Annotated in this window: 16 protein-coding genes; 6 read left to right on the forward strand and 10 right to left on the reverse strand. The window is 69.5% G+C overall.

What is annotated here, in order from left to right; all coding sequences use genetic code 11:
• Nucleotides 1–76 precede the first annotated feature (76 nt).
• Entirely contained in the window at nucleotides 77–1,678 is a 1,602-nt protein-coding gene (locus KCQ71_RS16395) for a hypothetical protein (RefSeq protein WP_223407815.1), read from the forward strand.
• A 23-nt stretch (nucleotides 1,679–1,701) separates the two neighbouring features.
• Here the strand turns inward: KCQ71_RS16395 and KCQ71_RS16400 are convergent, their stop codons facing one another.
• The 5 genes from KCQ71_RS16400 to KCQ71_RS16420 form a co-directional block, all read right to left on the reverse strand.
• On the reverse strand, nucleotides 1,702–2,331 hold the full coding sequence (locus KCQ71_RS16400; RefSeq protein ID WP_223407817.1) for a hypothetical protein: 630 nt from the start codon (nucleotides 2,329–2,331) through the stop codon (nucleotides 1,702–1,704).
• A 10-nt stretch (nucleotides 2,332–2,341) separates the two neighbouring features.
• Nucleotides 2,342–3,319 carry a carbohydrate ABC transporter permease gene (locus KCQ71_RS16405; RefSeq protein ID WP_223407819.1) on the reverse strand — a complete coding sequence of 326 codons (978 nt, stop codon included), beginning with the start codon at nucleotides 3,317–3,319 and terminating at the stop codon, nucleotides 2,342–2,344.
• Nucleotides 3,312–4,091, reverse strand: a complete 780-nt coding sequence (locus tag KCQ71_RS16410; RefSeq protein ID WP_223407821.1) for a carbohydrate ABC transporter permease — start codon at nucleotides 4,089–4,091, stop codon at nucleotides 3,312–3,314. The genes KCQ71_RS16405 and KCQ71_RS16410 overlap by 8 nt, the downstream gene beginning before the upstream one ends.
• 179 nt (nucleotides 4,092–4,270) lie before the next feature.
• On the reverse strand, nucleotides 4,271–5,548 hold the full coding sequence (locus tag KCQ71_RS16415) for an extracellular solute-binding protein (protein WP_223407823.1): 1,278 nt from the start codon (nucleotides 5,546–5,548) through the stop codon (nucleotides 4,271–4,273).
• A gap of 287 nt (nucleotides 5,549–5,835) precedes the next feature.
• Nucleotides 5,836–6,939, reverse strand: coding sequence for a substrate-binding domain-containing protein (locus KCQ71_RS16420; protein ID WP_223407826.1), 1,104 nt, complete (start codon nucleotides 6,937–6,939; stop codon nucleotides 5,836–5,838).
• Between the two features lie 183 nt (nucleotides 6,940–7,122).
• On the opposite strand from KCQ71_RS16420, the gene KCQ71_RS16425 reads away from it, so the two are divergent.
• From KCQ71_RS16425 to KCQ71_RS16435, 3 genes are all read left to right on the forward strand, one after another.
• On the forward strand, nucleotides 7,123–8,145 hold the full coding sequence (locus KCQ71_RS16425; RefSeq protein WP_223407828.1) for a hydroxyacid dehydrogenase: 1,023 nt from the start codon (nucleotides 7,123–7,125) through the stop codon (nucleotides 8,143–8,145).
• Nucleotides 8,142–9,011, forward strand: a complete 870-nt coding sequence (locus KCQ71_RS16430; RefSeq protein WP_223407830.1) for a sugar phosphate isomerase/epimerase family protein — start codon at nucleotides 8,142–8,144, stop codon at nucleotides 9,009–9,011. The genes KCQ71_RS16425 and KCQ71_RS16430 overlap by 4 nt, the downstream gene beginning before the upstream one ends.
• Before the next feature lie 91 nt (nucleotides 9,012–9,102).
• On the forward strand, nucleotides 9,103–9,489 hold the full coding sequence (locus tag KCQ71_RS16435; protein ID WP_223407832.1) for a DUF1304 domain-containing protein: 387 nt from the start codon (nucleotides 9,103–9,105) through the stop codon (nucleotides 9,487–9,489).
• Nucleotides 9,490–9,529: 40 nt separating this feature from the next.
• On the opposite strand, the gene KCQ71_RS16440 is transcribed toward KCQ71_RS16435, so the two are convergent.
• Together KCQ71_RS16440 and KCQ71_RS16445 are read right to left on the reverse strand one after the other, a co-directional pair.
• Nucleotides 9,530–10,009: a GNAT family acetyltransferase gene (locus tag KCQ71_RS16440; protein WP_223407834.1), complete on the reverse strand. Its 480-nt coding sequence runs from the start codon at nucleotides 10,007–10,009 to the stop codon at nucleotides 9,530–9,532.
• A 5-nt stretch (nucleotides 10,010–10,014) separates the two neighbouring features.
• Nucleotides 10,015–11,139 carry a GuaB3 family IMP dehydrogenase-related protein gene (locus tag KCQ71_RS16445; RefSeq protein ID WP_223407836.1) on the reverse strand — a complete coding sequence of 375 codons (1,125 nt, stop codon included), beginning with the start codon at nucleotides 11,137–11,139 and terminating at the stop codon, nucleotides 10,015–10,017.
• A gap of 133 nt (nucleotides 11,140–11,272) precedes the next feature.
• Between KCQ71_RS16445 and KCQ71_RS16450 the strand changes: the two genes are divergently transcribed.
• On the forward strand, nucleotides 11,273–12,034 hold the full coding sequence (locus tag KCQ71_RS16450; protein ID WP_223407838.1) for an exonuclease domain-containing protein: 762 nt from the start codon (nucleotides 11,273–11,275) through the stop codon (nucleotides 12,032–12,034).
• A gap of 40 nt (nucleotides 12,035–12,074) precedes the next feature.
• Here KCQ71_RS16450 and guaB read toward each other — a convergent pair whose 3' ends face one another.
• A complete protein-coding gene (guaB, locus tag KCQ71_RS16455; RefSeq protein WP_223407840.1) occupies nucleotides 12,075–13,601 on the reverse strand; it encodes an IMP dehydrogenase in 1,527 nt (508 codons plus the stop codon).
• Nucleotides 13,602–13,610: 9 nt separating this feature from the next.
• The gene (locus tag KCQ71_RS16460) at nucleotides 13,611–14,612 is read right to left on the reverse strand and encodes a MerR family transcriptional regulator (protein ID WP_223407842.1); all 1,002 of its coding nucleotides are present in this window, start codon (nucleotides 14,610–14,612) and stop codon (nucleotides 13,611–13,613) included.
• A gap of 191 nt (nucleotides 14,613–14,803) precedes the next feature.
• On the opposite strand from KCQ71_RS16460, the gene KCQ71_RS16465 reads away from it, so the two are divergent.
• On the forward strand, nucleotides 14,804–15,097 hold the full coding sequence (locus KCQ71_RS16465) for a WhiB family transcriptional regulator (protein ID WP_223407843.1): 294 nt from the start codon (nucleotides 14,804–14,806) through the stop codon (nucleotides 15,095–15,097).
• 94 nt (nucleotides 15,098–15,191) lie between these two features.
• Here KCQ71_RS16465 and groES read toward each other — a convergent pair whose 3' ends face one another.
• Nucleotides 15,192–15,488 (reverse strand): co-chaperone GroES, encoded by a 297-nt coding sequence (groES, locus tag KCQ71_RS16470; RefSeq protein WP_154792965.1) that lies wholly within the window; start codon nucleotides 15,486–15,488, stop codon nucleotides 15,192–15,194.
• Between the last annotated feature and the right edge of the window lie 32 nt (nucleotides 15,489–15,520).

Consider the following 15,520-nt stretch of genomic DNA (forward strand, 5'->3'; position numbering starts at 1 on the left):
CACACCGGGCAGCCCCTCGCACGTACCGGTCTGTCATCATCGGCAGTCATGGTCCGGACACGGAGGGGAAGATCTGATGGGTGACCTGTTCGCCTGGTGGCTCGGCGGCGGAGACTGGTACGACCTGCAGCAACGGCGCCGCATCGAGGACCTGGAAGTCGCGCACCATGCCTCCCAGTCCGCGATGCGACGTCAGATGCAACGCACGACGACCGATCTCGCGACGCGCGTGAACCAGTTGGAGAACGCCCTGGTGGCCGTCGTCGATCTCGAGGACACCCGCGAGCAATTGACCGAGCACGCGGATGCCGCGGCGACCCGGCGGTTCGCTCGGGAGGTCGTCGCGGCGCTGCCGGCTCTCGGTGGCCCCGGCGGCGTGGATCGGGTTGCCGCGGTGCCGCCGCCCGACGTCCCGGGATACTGGCTCCATCCGGCCAGCCGCGCCCTATCCGCCGAACTCGATCCGGGTGTGGGTGACCCGCAGGCCCTGCTCGCCGAGGCCCGTCGTCGGGACACCTTCCAGACGGACCAGACCATCGTCTGCCTTGCGGCCATGACCGGTCGACCCGAGCGTGCGTACCCGCTGCTTCCCAGCATGTATCCCTCGACCGATCAGGTGACCGACGATGAACTCCTGATCTGGCGCGCGGTGGCGACCGGACGTTTCGGCGAGCCCGCCCGCGCGGGCCTGGTCGACGCACTGCGCCAGGTGGTCCGGGTCGACGAGGCTCTCGTGGGTGAGATCGAGCAGATCGCCATCGGCACGCAGCGCGACAGTGGGCCGCCGGCCGTGGACGGGGGCCGCAGGCTCGAGAAGCTCCACGGCTGGGTCGAATCGATCGTGACCGCGCCGGCCACGCAGGCGCCGGGTGAGTCGGCGTCCACCGACGATGCCTTGGCCGACCAGCTGGCCCTGCTGATCACCAGGGGCGCGCCCGGGGAGGAGGCCATCCTGCGCCGAATGGTGCAGATCCGCGGCGCGCTGGCGGCGATCGGGGTCTCCGATGGACCGGCACTGCCGCCGACGCCCGATCACACGGCCGTCGGCTCTGTCCGTCAGACGGTTCTCGGCGACCTCGATCTGCAGCCGAGCGGGCCGAAGTGGAGGCTCCGGATGCTGGGCGGAGACGGCGGCGACGCCGACGCCCCACCGAACCCGGAACATCGGCGAGTCGCGCTACGGATCGTCGCACCCGCCGTCGAGCAACTCGCCGGCCGCCTGGCGGGTCAGACCAGGACGGCGCCGCCCGAGAGCGCGGACGTGCGCGTCGGGCATGGCGTCACGGTCACCGTGACGCCGACCGGGCCGACGTCGTCGACGTGGCAGAAGCAGGTCATGACAACCCCGCCACGTCCGGCCTGGCGACGACCGACGGCGATCGGGCTCGGCGTGGCCGCGATCGCGTTCGTGCTGCTCGGGATCCAGAGCCCCGGCCTGATCGCCCTCGCGGTGATCGCCGCCATCGGTGCCGGGGTGGTCTTCTTCCAGGACCGGCAGGAGGCTGCCAGGCTGAGTGCCGAAGCCCAGTCCCAACGGCAGCGTGCCGAGCGTCAGATCCAGGACGCACAGGAACAACTACGCAAGGCGACCGAGGACTCGGCCGCCGCCGCCGCGGCGGCGGACACCCATCACCAGAGCATCGTCACCTGGCTCGAGAGGCTCGGCCCACCGAATTGAGCGGAAGGGGCGCCCTTCTACCGTCATGCGGGTGTGAGGTTCCAGGTGTCGGGGTTGGTGTCGGTTTCGGCGCGGCGTTGCGCGGCGGTGGTGGTGGGCCCCCAGATCTTGCTGAGTGCCCAGGCGGGCAGGCTGAGTCCGCACGCGATGGTGATCGGTGGGAGTGCCCAGACGGGGGTCATGGCGAGCACGACCGGGACCGTCATGAGCGTGCGGACCGGGGCGGTGAAGACGAGCCGTCCGGCTTCGGCGGTGACCGCGGCGCGGCTGGCGCCGAGACCAAGGGTGCCGGCGGCTCGGATGTAGGCACCGATCAGCGCGCCGACGATCCAGTAGACCGGGACCAGGACGCCGACGAAGAAGACCCGGGTGCCGCCCTCGAACGCGGTGACCATGAGCCATGCCGTCGCCGCGCCGAGCAGGACGTAGGCCCACCAGGCCAGCGAGACGGGCAGGTCACGCCGGGTGGTGCGACGGATCTGGGCGAACACGACGCGGCCGGAGACATCGGCGTGCTCATCCAGATCCGCCATCACCCGGGCGTTCCCGGCGAACGCCGGGATCACCCCGACCACGCTGACCACGCCGAGCAGCCCGGCCCAGTTCGCCGCGATCAACGCCGCCGGGACCCGTAGGAACCTGTTCAGATCCATGGTGGGTTCCCTATTTGATCCCAGAGCCGACGAACCCGTTCACGAACTGCTTCTGGAAGAAGAAGAACATGACGATCATCGGGACCGCGGCCATCGTGGTGCCGGCCATGAGGAGGTTGAACTCGGTGCCCGCTTCCTGCCGGAACACCGACAACCCGAGCTGGATCGTGCGCAGGTTCGTGCTCGAGGTCACCAGCAACGGCCAAAGGAAGTTGTTCCACCCGGCCTCGAACGCGAGCAGCGCCACCGTGAGCATCCCGGGCCGGATCAGCGGCGCCATGATCTGCACGAACGTGCGGACCTCGGAGGCACCGTCGATCCGGGCGGCCTCCATCAACTCCGTTGGGGTGGAGATGAAGAACTGACGGAACAGGAAGATATTGAACGGTGAGACCAGCGCCGGGATCAACAACGCCCACCAGGTGTCATACCAACCCGTGCCACCCTGCCCGAACAGGTCGTTGCCACCGGCGAACGGCACGAACCGGATCATCAGGAACTCGGGAATGACGATCGCATAGAACGGGATCATCATCGAGGCCAGGATGAAGCCGAAGATCGGTGTCGCCCCACGGAACCTGATCTTGGCCAGCGCGTAGCCTGCCATCGACCCGAGCACCAGGTTCGAGACGGTATGCACCGCAGCGATGATGAAGGAGTTCCGGGCGTAGATCCCGAACGGTGCCCTCTCCAGGGCCACCGTGAAGTTCTCCCAGTGCCACTCCGAGGGCCACAGCGGCATGTCCGCCGAGTAGATCTCCGTCGACGAACGCACCGAGGTGAGGAACATCCAGACGAACGGCATCGCCATCACGACCGAGACGACGATCAGGAAGATGGCCAGGGCGAACCGGGAGATCCGGCGCTGCTTGCTCGCCGAGGCCTGCTTGGCGCGCCGCGCCTGCCGTCGATCGGCCTTGAGTTCCGCTGACTGCTGCTCGGTGCCGGCGGGCGCATCGATGGTGCCGGGGAAGGCGGTGTCAGTCATCCTTACCACCCGTGACCTTTCTCGAGACGATGGTCAGGACGACCAGCACCACCAGGAGCACGACCGACTGCGCGGTGGCCAGCCCCATCCGGAACTGCTGGAACGCCGTCTGATAGATCTGATATGTGATGACTGTCGTTGAGTTCGCCGGACCACCATTGGTCAGGTTGTAGATCAGGTCGAAGGTCTGGAAGTTCCCCACGATCGAGGTCACCAGGATGAAGAACGTCACGGGCTTGAGCATCGGGATCGTGATGCGGAAGAACTTCTGCACCGCGGACGCACCATCGATATCCGCAGCCTCGTACAGCTGCTGATCGATCCCCTGCAGCGAGGCCAGGTAGATCATCATCTTCAACCCGATGCCCTGCCAGATCGTCACCAGGATGACCGACGCCAGCGCCTGCGACGGACTGGCGAGGAACGCCTGGTTGGGCAGCCCGAAGAAGCTCAGGACGATGTTGAACAGCCCGTTACCGCCTGGCGAGTAGATCCACAGCCAGATCATCGCGATCGCCACGGTCGCTGTGACGTGCGGTAGGAACACGGCAGTTCGGAAGATCGAGTTGCCGCGCAGGCCCTGGTTCAGCATCACGGCCAACGCCAAGGAGATCAGCATCGAGATCGGAATCCCGACGATCGCCATGATGAAGTTGTTCCCCAGCGCCTTCCAGAACACCGGATCGTTCGCCAACGTCACGTAGTTCTCGATCCCCGAGAACTCCGGCGGGTTCAACATGTCGTAGTTCGTGAAGCTCAGGATGATCGACACGATGACAGGCAGCCCGGTCCACAAGGCGATATGAACCGTCGCCGGGGCAGCGAACAACAACCCCCAACGCCCCTGCCGCTGTGTCAACGTGGCGCCTCGCCGCCGTGCGGGCGGCTTGGACAAGGCCTGCCTGTCGACCGTGTTGGTACTCATTCGGGTACTCCTGACGATCGTCCTGCTCAGACGCGCGAGAGCGCGTCCTGGGCGGCCGCGGCAAGGGCGTCGAGGGCCTGCTCCGCGGTCTTCTGTCCGGTCACGGCCGCCTCGAGCTCGGGTGCAACCAGGCCACGGATCTCCATCCAGGCGGGGCTGCCCCCCTCGAACGCGGTGGCGTAGCCGAAGTTCTCGACGGTGTACTGCGCCATGAGGTTCTCGGTCACGACGGGGTCGTCGATGTCGGTCCGAGCCGGCACCTTCCCGCTCTCGGTGACCGCGGTCAGCAAGGGCTCGGCCTCGAGCATGTAGCTCAGCAGCTCCTGGACCTTCTCCGGGTTCTCGGTCCGGGAGGACATCGTCAGCAGGGTTCCTCCGGTCCACATCACCGGGTCGCCGCCGGCCTCCGCGGACGGCAGGAGGAACATGCCCATCGCGTCCTCCGTCACCAGGTCCGGACTCTGCTCGGTGAAGGACGGCCAGAGGCTCGAGTTGAGCAGGTCGACGGCCGCCTGTCCCTGCTGCCAGGGGCGGGGCTGGCCCTCGGCGCCCTTGACGTCGAAGTTAGCGGTGCCGTCGGCGACGAGGTCGAGCATGTACTGCAGCGCGGCCAGACCGGTGCCATCGGTGAACGCCACCTCGGTGCCGTCCTCGTTGAACAGCGTCCCGCCGTAGCAGCCGAGGAGGTGGCTCCAGGTCTGGCGGATGTTCGAGGAGAACAGATCGATGCCCACTCCCCCGGCCGGCGTGACCTCCTTCAGGACCTCACGCAGGTCGTCCAGGTTCGTGGGGACTTCGGTGATGCCGGCGTTGTCGAACATCTCCTTGTTGTAGATGCAGATCCGCCCGTCGACGAAGAACGGCAGCGCATGCAGCGCGCCCTCGTAGCGGCACTGGCTCAGCAGGTTCTCGTTGACCGGGAGCCCATCCAGCAGTGACTCGGGCAGTTCGGCCAGGACACCCTTGTGCGCGAACGGCTCGACCCAGCCCGCACCCGGCATGATCATGTCGGCCACCAGGCCGCCGGCCACCGAGGTGGACAACTTCTCGTTCAGCTTCGTCCAGTCGGTGTAGTCCACCTTGTAGGAGAAGTCGGTGCCCTCGAAGAAGCCGTCGAGGATGCCCTCCTCGAGGGCGGCCTTCCCCGTGGTGCCCGCGAACTCAGGGGTGAGAAGTGAGATCTCACCACCACCACCACCGTTGCCGCCGCCACTACCGCTACCGCCACCGGAGCAGGCGGCCAGGGCGAGCGCGGAGAGGGACACACCGGATGCGGCCAGGAAGTCTCGTCTGCGAAGCGTCATTGCTTGTCCTTTCGGATCTGGGAGGGTGCTCTGACCCAACCCATGTGAGGGTGAACCGCTGGCACCGATCGTGCCGCCGGAGGACCTGCGGATTCCACGTGTGCGGAGGTCTGTGTACTTGTCGGGGTCCGGGTCCGACGATGGACGCGGAGGGCTTCAACCGTGACGCTAGCCACGCCGCGGGTCTGACCCGGCCTTGTTGCCGTTTGTTGCCTCAGGTTGCTCACTCCTGAGCATCGCTGTTCACGCGTGTTCAGTCGTGCGCGGCAATCTCGCACGGCGAGACGTCATACCCGCGCCGTGGAGGCACGCTCGTTGAGTACCGGAGTGAGCATGACCCGCCGGACGGGCAGGTCGGAGCCCCCGGGCGCGAGCCTGGAGAGCATCAGTTCGACGGCGTACCGCCCGATCATCGCCTTCGGTGGGCTCATGGCGGTGATCGCGGGCGAGGCCAGGTTGGCGACCTCATCGTTGTAGCTGATCACCGAGAGGTCGTCGGGCACCCGAATGCCCAGTTCGGCGCAGCGGCCGACGAGCTCGAGAGCATCGTCGTCCGGATGCACGAGCACCGCGGTGGTAGCGCACGTCCGCATCTGCTCGATGAACTCGTCGAGAGCCGGCCGCCAGCCGGCGTCGGCGTAGACCCTGATCGTGGCGTCGGGCGCGTCCTCGATCGACAGTCCGAGTTCCTCGCAGGCCGCCTGCCAGCCCTGCCGCAGCGGGCTCGCGGTGACCGAGTCGGAGACCATGAGCGCGATCCTCCGGTGTCCGCGGGCGTGCAGGTAGCGGGCTGCCAGCACCCCACCGAGTTCGTGGTCGGTCGACGCCGCCTCGATCGGCTGTGCGTACCGCCCGACCTCGAACTGCCGCTCCGCCAGCACCACCGGCACGCCGAGCGACGCGAGCCACTCCCCCAGATCCGGCTGGGCCACCCGCGGGTCCGGAGCCAGGACCAGCCCGTCCACATGCGTGGTCTCAAGCAGACCCTCGACATCCTTGCGGTACTCGGCCTGCTCATAGGTCGAGCCCCGCAACGCGATGGTCGCACCATGCTCCTCGGCCGCCGCAGTCGCTCCCCTGGCCACCTCCGGCCAGTAGTTGTGACGCAGGGTCGGCACCACCATGCCGAGCACGAGGCCCGACGGATCGGCTGGCCGCCGGCCGGCCTCCGCCGCCATCCGCACCTGCCGTACCCCGCCACGGACCCGGTGCACCTGACCCTCGTCCGCAAGCAGCCCCACGTCCCGGCGCACCGTCACGGCGGTGACGCCGAGCCTCACGGCAAGCGTATTGATGCGATGCGTGGCACCGTCCTGGAGCAGTGCGATGAGCCGCTCACGCCGCTCTTCAGGCAGGAGGACGGACGGGCCGTCCGCTGAGTCGTCGTCCATCTTCGATGCTCCAGTCCACGAACGGTGCAGATCCGCGCCACGGCACGAACCGATGATCAGTCCGCTACCATGCGGATCGTCATGTAACGTTCATGATCGTACTTGATCTAATCGAGTCAGACTCACGCACGTCCCCGATGCTGGGATGCGCTCACTCACCCCGACGATGGGATACGAGGAACCATGTCACCGCGCCACCGGCCCAAGGCCCTAATCGTGATGCAGGACCGGGTCTTCCCGGAGCAGTTCGGCCCTGCCGAGCTCGAGCGCCTGCACACGCTGGCCGACGTCGGTCCCGACCCGAGCCCCCTGTCCGAACTCGACTCGCCCGCTGCGCGGGCCCGCCTCGCCGACGCCGAGGTACTGATCACGTCGTGGGGCTGCCCGAGGCTGGACGGCGATCGCCTGGCCGCCGCGCCGCGACTGCAGGCGGTCTTCCACTGTGCGGGCACCGTGCGATCCCTCGTCTCCGACGAACTCTGGGCCCGCGGGATCCGCGTGACGACGGCCGCCGAGGAGAACGCCGAGCCGGTCGCGCAGTTCACCTTCGCGGCCATCGTGTTCGCCGGCAAGAAGGCCCCGTTCCTCGCGCAGGCCGCCCGCAGCCACCGCGAGGACTGGGCCTACAAGCACCGCAACCGCGCGCAGCTCGGTAACGTCGACCGCACGATCGGCCTGATCGGGTTCTCCCGGATCGGCGCACGGGTGGCGCAGCGGCTGCTCAGCCTTCAGGTCCAGACGCTCGTCTACGACCCGTTCGTCGACGCGGATCGGATCGCGGCGGCCGGGGCTCGACGCGTCGAGCTCGATGAGCTACTGACCAGTTCGGACGTGGTGAGCGTCCACGCCCCGCAGTTGCCGAGCACGCGCCACATGCTCGCGGCACCCCAGCTCGCACTGATGCGCGACGGCGCGACCCTGATCAATACCTCACGGGGCTCCCTGGTGGACACCACGGCGCTCGAGGCGGAGTGCTCCTCGGGGCGGCTCGACGCGATCCTCGACGTGACCGATCCCGAGCCGCTACCTGCTGGATCCATCCTCTACGACCTCCCGAACGTGATGATCACGCCCCACATCGCTGGATCGCTCGGGGCGGAGACACGGCTGATGAGTCGCCGCGCACTCACCGAACTGGCCCGGTACACCGAGGGTCTGCCCGCCGAGGAAGAGGTCACGTCCGACACGATGGGAGTGATGGCGTGACCGGTGGACACTGGCGCCTCGGTGCTTCCACGCTCGGTGCCCCGGGTGACGACCTCGCGACCGTGATCGACGTGGTCACCCGTCACGACGTCGACGTGATCGAGTTGCGCGCAGCCCCGGACGCACTGATCCACACCGGTCTGAGCACGGCCGAGCGAGCACGCATCCGCGAGGACCTGGAGGCCGCGGGCATCGAGGTCCTCGCGGTGGCGAGCGGCATCCGCGCGGGTGCGGACACCGACGACGAGTCGGTGGTCGCCGCCCTCATCGCCCATCTGCACCTGGCCGACGAGCTCGGTGCCGCCTTCGTCCGGGTGTTCCCGGGCGCCCCGGCCCACCCGGCAGCCAAGGACGAGTTGCCGCGGCTGCTCGAGGACACGGCCGCAGCCGACGCCCGGATCGTCCGCCGGCTGGCGGCCGCGCTCCCGGTCGCGTCCGACCTGGGTGTCCGGCCGTTGCTCGAGACCCACGACTCCCACCCGCGTGGCGTCGACCTCGCGAGGGTGCTCGACCTCCTCGGCGCCGAGTACCCGGACCACCGGGTCGGCGCCATCTGGGACGCGCTGCACCCGTGGCGCGTCGGCGAGCTCCCGAAGGACACCGCCGGCGCCCTGCTCCCCCACCTGCGCGACGGCCGCGGCTACGTCCAGATCAAGGACACCGTCAGCGCCGCCGACACCACGCCCGTCCTGCAGGGGTCGGGCGTCGTTCCCATGGGCGAGGTCCTCGACCTCTTGGCGGAGGGTGGCTACCGCGGCCCGGTCTCGTTGGAGTGGGAACGCACCTGGTACCCGCAGGTCGAGCCGCTCGACGAGGCACTCGGCGCGGCGGCCGCCGCCGTGGCGAGCTGGCGGGTCCGCACCTGATCGCACCGCGTGTCGGTGCGGGTCGCCGCGGCCGGGCTGCAAGGCTGTGCGACATCGGCGATCGGCGCCGGTAGGCGGAGACGGGAGCCTCATGCTGGTGCTCGCGCAGGTATTCGCCGGGCTGGCCGCCCTGGTGCACGTCTACATCTTCGTGCTCGAGTCGTTCGCGTGGAACACCCCGCGTGGACGCGCCACGTTCGCCACCACCCCCGAGCAGGCCGCCTCGTCCGCGGACCTCGCCTACAACCAGGGCTTCTACAACCTCTTCCTCGCGGTGATGAGCGCGACCGGCATCGTGATGCTCGCCGTCGGGGTCACCGGCCCGGGCGCCGCGCTGGTGTTCGCCGGCGCGGGCTCCATGGTGCTGGCCGCCGTCGTGCTGGTGACCCGCAACCGGGCTATGGCCCGCGCCGCAGCCGTGCAGGGCGTAGCTCCGCTGATCGCGATCGTCGCGCTCACGGTCGCGCTGGTCGGCTGACACCTGCCCGACGGCGCAGCACCGGTCGAGCGGTTCGGCGTCAGTTCTGTGGTCGCTCCGCCGGCTCCTCGAGCCAACGTCCGAGCACCTGGGTGCCCTGATCGGCGTAGCCGAGGGCCTCGTAGAACCCGTTGACGTCGTTGCCCTCTCGGACCATCAGTTGCACCTTCCGAGCCCCCTCGCCGAGCAGCCACGCCTCCGCGGCGACCATCAGGCGGCGGCCGTGGCCAAGCCCTCGCTGCACCGGGTCGACGGCGAGGTAGTAGACCCAGCCCCGGTGCCCGTCGAGCCCGACCATCACCGTCCCGGCCACGCCGTCGGGCGTCTCGAGCACCAGCACGGTCGACGTCTCACCCACCCGCGCCTGGCCCAGATCCGTCGCCGGATCGTTCCACGGGCGGGTCAGCCCGCACGCGTGCCAGAGTTCGATGATGCGCTCGGAGTCCGCGTCGAGCGCCTCCCGGACCGCCGGCTGCGGACCCGGCTGCCGAGCGTCGGCCGACGCGTCGGAGGCACTCACCGACGTCAGCGTGGGCTGTACGGGGAGACGACGACCTCGACGCGCTGGAACTCCTTGAGGTCGGAGTATCCGGTGGTGGCCATCGCCCGGCGGAGCGCGCCGAACAGGTTCAGGGTGCCGTCGGCCCTGGTGCCGGGGCCGAGCAGGATCTCCTCCAGGGTTCCCACGGTGCCCACTCGGACGCGCTCACCACGGGGCAGGTGCGGGTGATGGGCCTCCGGGCCCCAGTGCCAGCCGCCGCCGGGCGCCTCGCTCGCCCGGGCCAGCGCCGCACCGAGCATCACGGCGTCCGCGCCGCAGCCGATCGCCTTGACGAGGTCGCCGCTGCGGCCCACGCCACCGTCGGCGATCACGTGCACGTACCGGCCGCCGGACTCGTCGAGGTAGTCCCGGCGGGCCGCGGCGACGTCCGCGACCGCACTCGCCATCGGCGCGTGGATGCCGAGGGTCTGCCGGGTGGTGTGCGCGGCGCCGCCCCCGAAGCCGACGAGCACGCCTGCGGCACCCGTGCGCATCAGGTGCAACGCAGCCGTGTAGGTGGACGCGCCGCCGACGATGACCGGCACGTCCAGTTCGTAGATGAATCGCTTGAGGTTCAGGGGCTCAGCGTTGCCGGAGACGTGTTCGGCCGACACGGTGGTGCCCCGGATCACGAACAGGTCCACGCCGGCGTCGACGACCGTGCGCCAGTGCTCCTGGGTGCGCTGCGGGGAGAGCGCGCCGGCGACCGTGACTCCGGCAGCACGGATCTCCTTGAGCCGGCCGGTGATCAGCTCGGGGATGATCGGCGCCGAGTACAGCTCCTGCATCCGCCCGGTCGCCCCGTCCACCGGCAGCTCCGCGATCTCGGCGAGCAGCGGCTCCGGATCCTCGTACCGGGTCCACAGGCCCTCCAGGTCGAGCACCCCGATCCCGCCGAGGTTCCCGAGCCCGATCGCCGTCGCCGGACTCATCACGGAGTCCATCGGCGCCGCGAGCACCGGGAGCTCGACCTGATAGGCGTCGATCTGCCAGGAGACCGAGACCTCCTCCGGGTCACGGGTGCGCCGGGACGGCACCACCGCGATGTCGTCGAAGGAATAGGCACGGCGTCCCCGCTTGCCTCGGCCGATCTCGATCTCGTTGCTCACACCCAGCAGGCTACTCGTTCCGGACGGCTGCCCTCCGCCGGACGCGGGCCCACCTGGGCACTCCAGCGCGAGCCTCGTCGACGATGTCGGCGGGCCGTGGCAGTCTCGTCATCAGATCGCGAGGAGCACATCGATGACCACGAAGCCGACGGACCAGGCGCCCACCAGGCACGAGCGCACGTGGATCGACGGCCCGTTCCTCGGCTTCGACACCGAGACCACCGGCGTGAACCCCTTCAAGGACCGGATCGTCAGCGCGGCGCTGGTCGGTCGCGGACCGGGCGGCACCCAGCAGCGCACGTGGCTGATCGATCCTGGCGTGGAGATCCCCGAGGAGGCGGCGGCGATCCATGGGATCTCCACCGCGTACGCGCACGCCCACGGCATGGCTCCCGCGGTGGCTCTCGCGCAGATCTCCGCCGAGCTCGTCGCCGCGTTCCGGCACGGGGTGCCCGTGGTGGCCTTCAACGCCTCGTTCGACCTGACCATCGTCGAGCGGGAACTCGAACGGCACGGCATGCTCACGATCGGAGAGCGCCTGGGCAGTCCGCTCGCCCCGGTCCTCGACCCGCTCGTGCTGGACCGCGGGCTCGAGCGGCATCGTCTCGGCAAACGCAAGCTCGTCGACCTCTGCGGGCACTACGGCGTTCAGGAACAGGGCGAGCTGCACACCGCCGATGTCGACGTGGCCGCCACCCTGGACGTGCTCGCGGAGCAGGCCCGGCGCCACCCCGAGTTGGCGGCCCGCACACTCCCGGAACTGCAACGCTGGCAGACCGAGCAGCATCGGTCCTGGGCCGAGGACTTCAACGCCGACCGCGCCGGGCGGGGCCTGCCCGGGGCGCTCACCGTGGAGTGGCCGTTGTGCACCGTCCCGGAGACACTCTCGGCCTGAGCGCGCACCGGCCAGACCGTGGCGGCCGGACGCGACGAGCTCAGTTGCTGGTGTAGTAGTTCGGTGCCTCGGCAACCATCTGCACGTCGTGCGGGTGCGACTCCTTCAGCCCTGCGGACGTGATCCGCACGAACTTCCCACGCGCCTGCAGCTCGGGGATGGTGCGGGCGCCGACGTAGAACATCGACTGGTGCAGCCCACCGGTCAGCTGGTGCGCCACCTGAGCGAGCGGGCCGCGGTAGGGCACCTGGCCCTCGATGCCCTCGGTGATGACGTCATCGTCGGAGACGTCGCCCTGGAAGTAGCGGTCCTTGGAGAAGGACCGCCGGTCCCCGCGGGACTGCATCGCACCGAGGGACGCCATCCCCCGGTAGCGCTTGTACTGCTTGCCGTTCACGAACACCAGGTCGCCCGGTGACTCGTCGCAGCCGGCGAGCAGCCCACCGATCATCACGCTGTCCGCTCCGGCGACCAACGCCTTGGCGATGTCGCCCGAGAACTGCAGTCCGCCGTCGCCGATCACCGGGACCCCGGCCGGCTTGCACGCGAGGGAGGCCTGGTAGATCGCCGTCACCTGCGGCACACCGACACCGGCGACCACCCGGGTGGTACAGATCGAGCCCGGGCCGACGCCCACCTTCACGGCGTCGACCCCCGCGTCGACGAGCGCCTGGGCGCCCTCCCGGGTGGCGACGTTGCCGCCGATCACCTGGACGTGCGCGGTGGCCGGGTCCGACTTGAGCCGGCGGACCATGTCCAGCATGAGGCGGGCGTGCCCGTTCGCGGTGTCCACCACGAGCACGTCCACACCGGCCTCGACCAGCGCGACGACGCGCTCCCAGGCGTCCCCGAAGAACCCGACCGCGGCGCCGACCATCAGTCGACCCTCCGCGTCCTTGGTGGCGAGCGGGTACTGCTCGGACTTGACGAAGTCCTTCACGGTGATCAGGCCCTGCAACACCCCGGCGTCGTCCACCAGCGGCAGCTTCTCGATCTTGTGCTTGCCGAGCAGCGCGACGGCGTCGTCGGAGGAGATCCCGACGTGCCCGGTGACCAGCGGCATCGGCGTCATCACCTCGCGCACCGGGGTGCCGGTGAACGCGGCGGACTCGACGAAGCGGATGTCCCGGTTCGTGATGATGCCGAGCAGCACTCCGGCCTCGTCCACCACGGGCAGGCCGGAGACGCGGTACTTGCCGCAGAGCGCGTCCATCTCGGCAAGGCTGGCGTCCGGCCCGATCGTGAGCGGGTTGGTGACCATGCCCGACTCGGACCGCTTGACCAGGTCCACCTGGGCCGCCTGGGCCTCGATCGGCAGGTTGCGGTGCAGGATCCCGATGCCCCCCTGGCGGGCCATGGCGATCGCCATCCGCGCCTCCGTGACGGTGTCCATCGCTGCGGAGACGAGCGGGATGGCCAACTCGATGCCACGGGTCAGGCGGGTCCTGGTGACCGCATCGCTCGGGATGACATCCGTCTCTCCGGGCAGGAGGAGGACGTCGTCGTAGGTGAGGCCGACGAAGCCGAACGGGTCTGAGGCGGTGGATACGGCGAGAGGCTCAGTCACTCCACGAGTCTAACCGTCCCCAGCCTGATTCCCGGTGTGAGGTACCTCGCTCAGAAGGCTCTCGATCTCGTGGACCGCGCCGGCCAGGGTGCGGGCTCGGTGCACGTCCGGGAGGTCGGCCGCGGTGCGGGTGTGGGCGATGACGAAGACGTGCTCCCCCGAGGCGGTCACGTCCGCGGCGACCTCGCCCGCGCCGTCGGGTTCGCCCAGCAGCACGACCAGGCGCATGCCGCGCTGGTGCACCACCGCGACCGCGTCGGCAACGGTCCGCGCGCGCGGGCGGACGACCCGAGCGGGCAGGCCGCGGTGGCTGAGCTCGCCGGCCAGGACGTGCGCCTCCACGTGCATGGCGGGCTCGGCGAGGACCAGTACGTCACCGCTGGAGCCGCTCGTCGTGCTCCCGAACTCGCGTACCGCGGCCAGCATCGCCCCCCGCAGCACGAACTCGGGATCGTGTCCGGGCCGGTCGGCGTGGTCGCGCCCGGCCAGGAGTTCGAGGGCGGGCAGCACCAGCGTGCGCCATGCCCCGAGGATGGAGGTCCCGAACGCCGCTCTGCGGACCAGGCGCCGCACTCGGCCCTCGTCGGACTCGACGGCGGCGGCGGCCAGGGAGAGCGGGTCGACGATCTCGAGGGTCGGGCCGTCGTCGAGGTCCGAGCCCGGGAGCCGATCCGCCTCGGGTGCGGCACGGCGCCCACGGGGGCCGCTCCCGTCGCGCACCTCGATGGCCGATTCCACCGCGGACAACCCACCGCGGGTGGCGAGTCGCGCGGCGTCCGCGGGGGCCATCCCCTCCAGGGTCAGCCGGCGCATCGTCTCCAGCCGGCTGATGTCGCTGGCGTTGTACCGGCGGTGACTGCCCGCGGCGTGGCCGGAGGGACCCAGGCCGTAGCGGCGGTCCCAGGTCCGCAGCGTCGGCGCGGCGACGCCCAGGCGCGCCGCGACCGCGGCGACCGTCAGACGGATCCCGTCATCAGCACTCGGAGCATCGGTTCGTGAACGGGCCGCCACCACCGGCGCTCCTTCCTCTGGCTCGGCCGTAGATCGGCCACTGTCTCGAGGGTAAACGGACGGATGGGATCGAACAACTTTTGCCACGCGGCGTGAATCAGTTCTGAAAGGGTCTTGAATAACTTCTGAAGCGGTTGTACGTTGGTTCGCACTGGCATGAACGATCAAACGCTTCAACGGAAGGACACACCGTGGCTGAGCTATCGCGGCTTCCCGGACCTGTGATGGATCTCTGGGAGTGGCAGTACGAGGGGGCCTGCCGGGACGTCGGAACCGAGCAGTTCTTCCATCCCGAGGGCGAGCGCGGGTCGTCGAGGCGCCGCAGGGACGCGGGCGCCAAGGCCGTCTGCGCCACCTGCCCCGTGATTCAACAGTGCCGCGAGCACGCCCTGCGGGTGCGCGAGCCGTACGGCGTCTGGGGCGGTCTCTCCGAGGACGACCGCGCCGCAATCCTGGCCAATGAGCACGTGCCCGCCGCGAGCTGACGCCCCGGCCGGCGCCTGACCCTGGCGCCTCCACGACCGACGAAGGCTCGGCCCCCGTGCGGGGGCCGAGCCTTCGTGTGCGTCAGGCGCTGACTTACTTCTCGACGACTGCGAGGATGTCGCGCGCGGACAGGATGAGGAACTCCTCGCCCGCGTACTTGACCTCGGTGCCGCCGTACTTGCTGTAGATCACCGTGTCACCAACGGCGACGTCCAGCGGGACGCGGTTGCCGTTGTCGTCGACGCGGCCCGGGCCGATGGCCAGGACCTCGCCCTCCTGGGGCTTCTCCTTGGCGGTGTCCGGGATGACAAGTCCGGACGCGGTGGTCTGCTCGGCCTCGAGCGTCTTGACGACGATCCGGTCCTCGAGCGGCTTGATGGAGACCGACACTGCGGACCTCCCCTTCGCGTGAGTGTGTTGAA

It is taken from the genome of Occultella gossypii (assembly GCF_019947135.1).
Taxonomy (GTDB): domain Bacteria; phylum Actinomycetota; class Actinomycetes; order Actinomycetales; family Beutenbergiaceae; genus Occultella; species Occultella gossypii.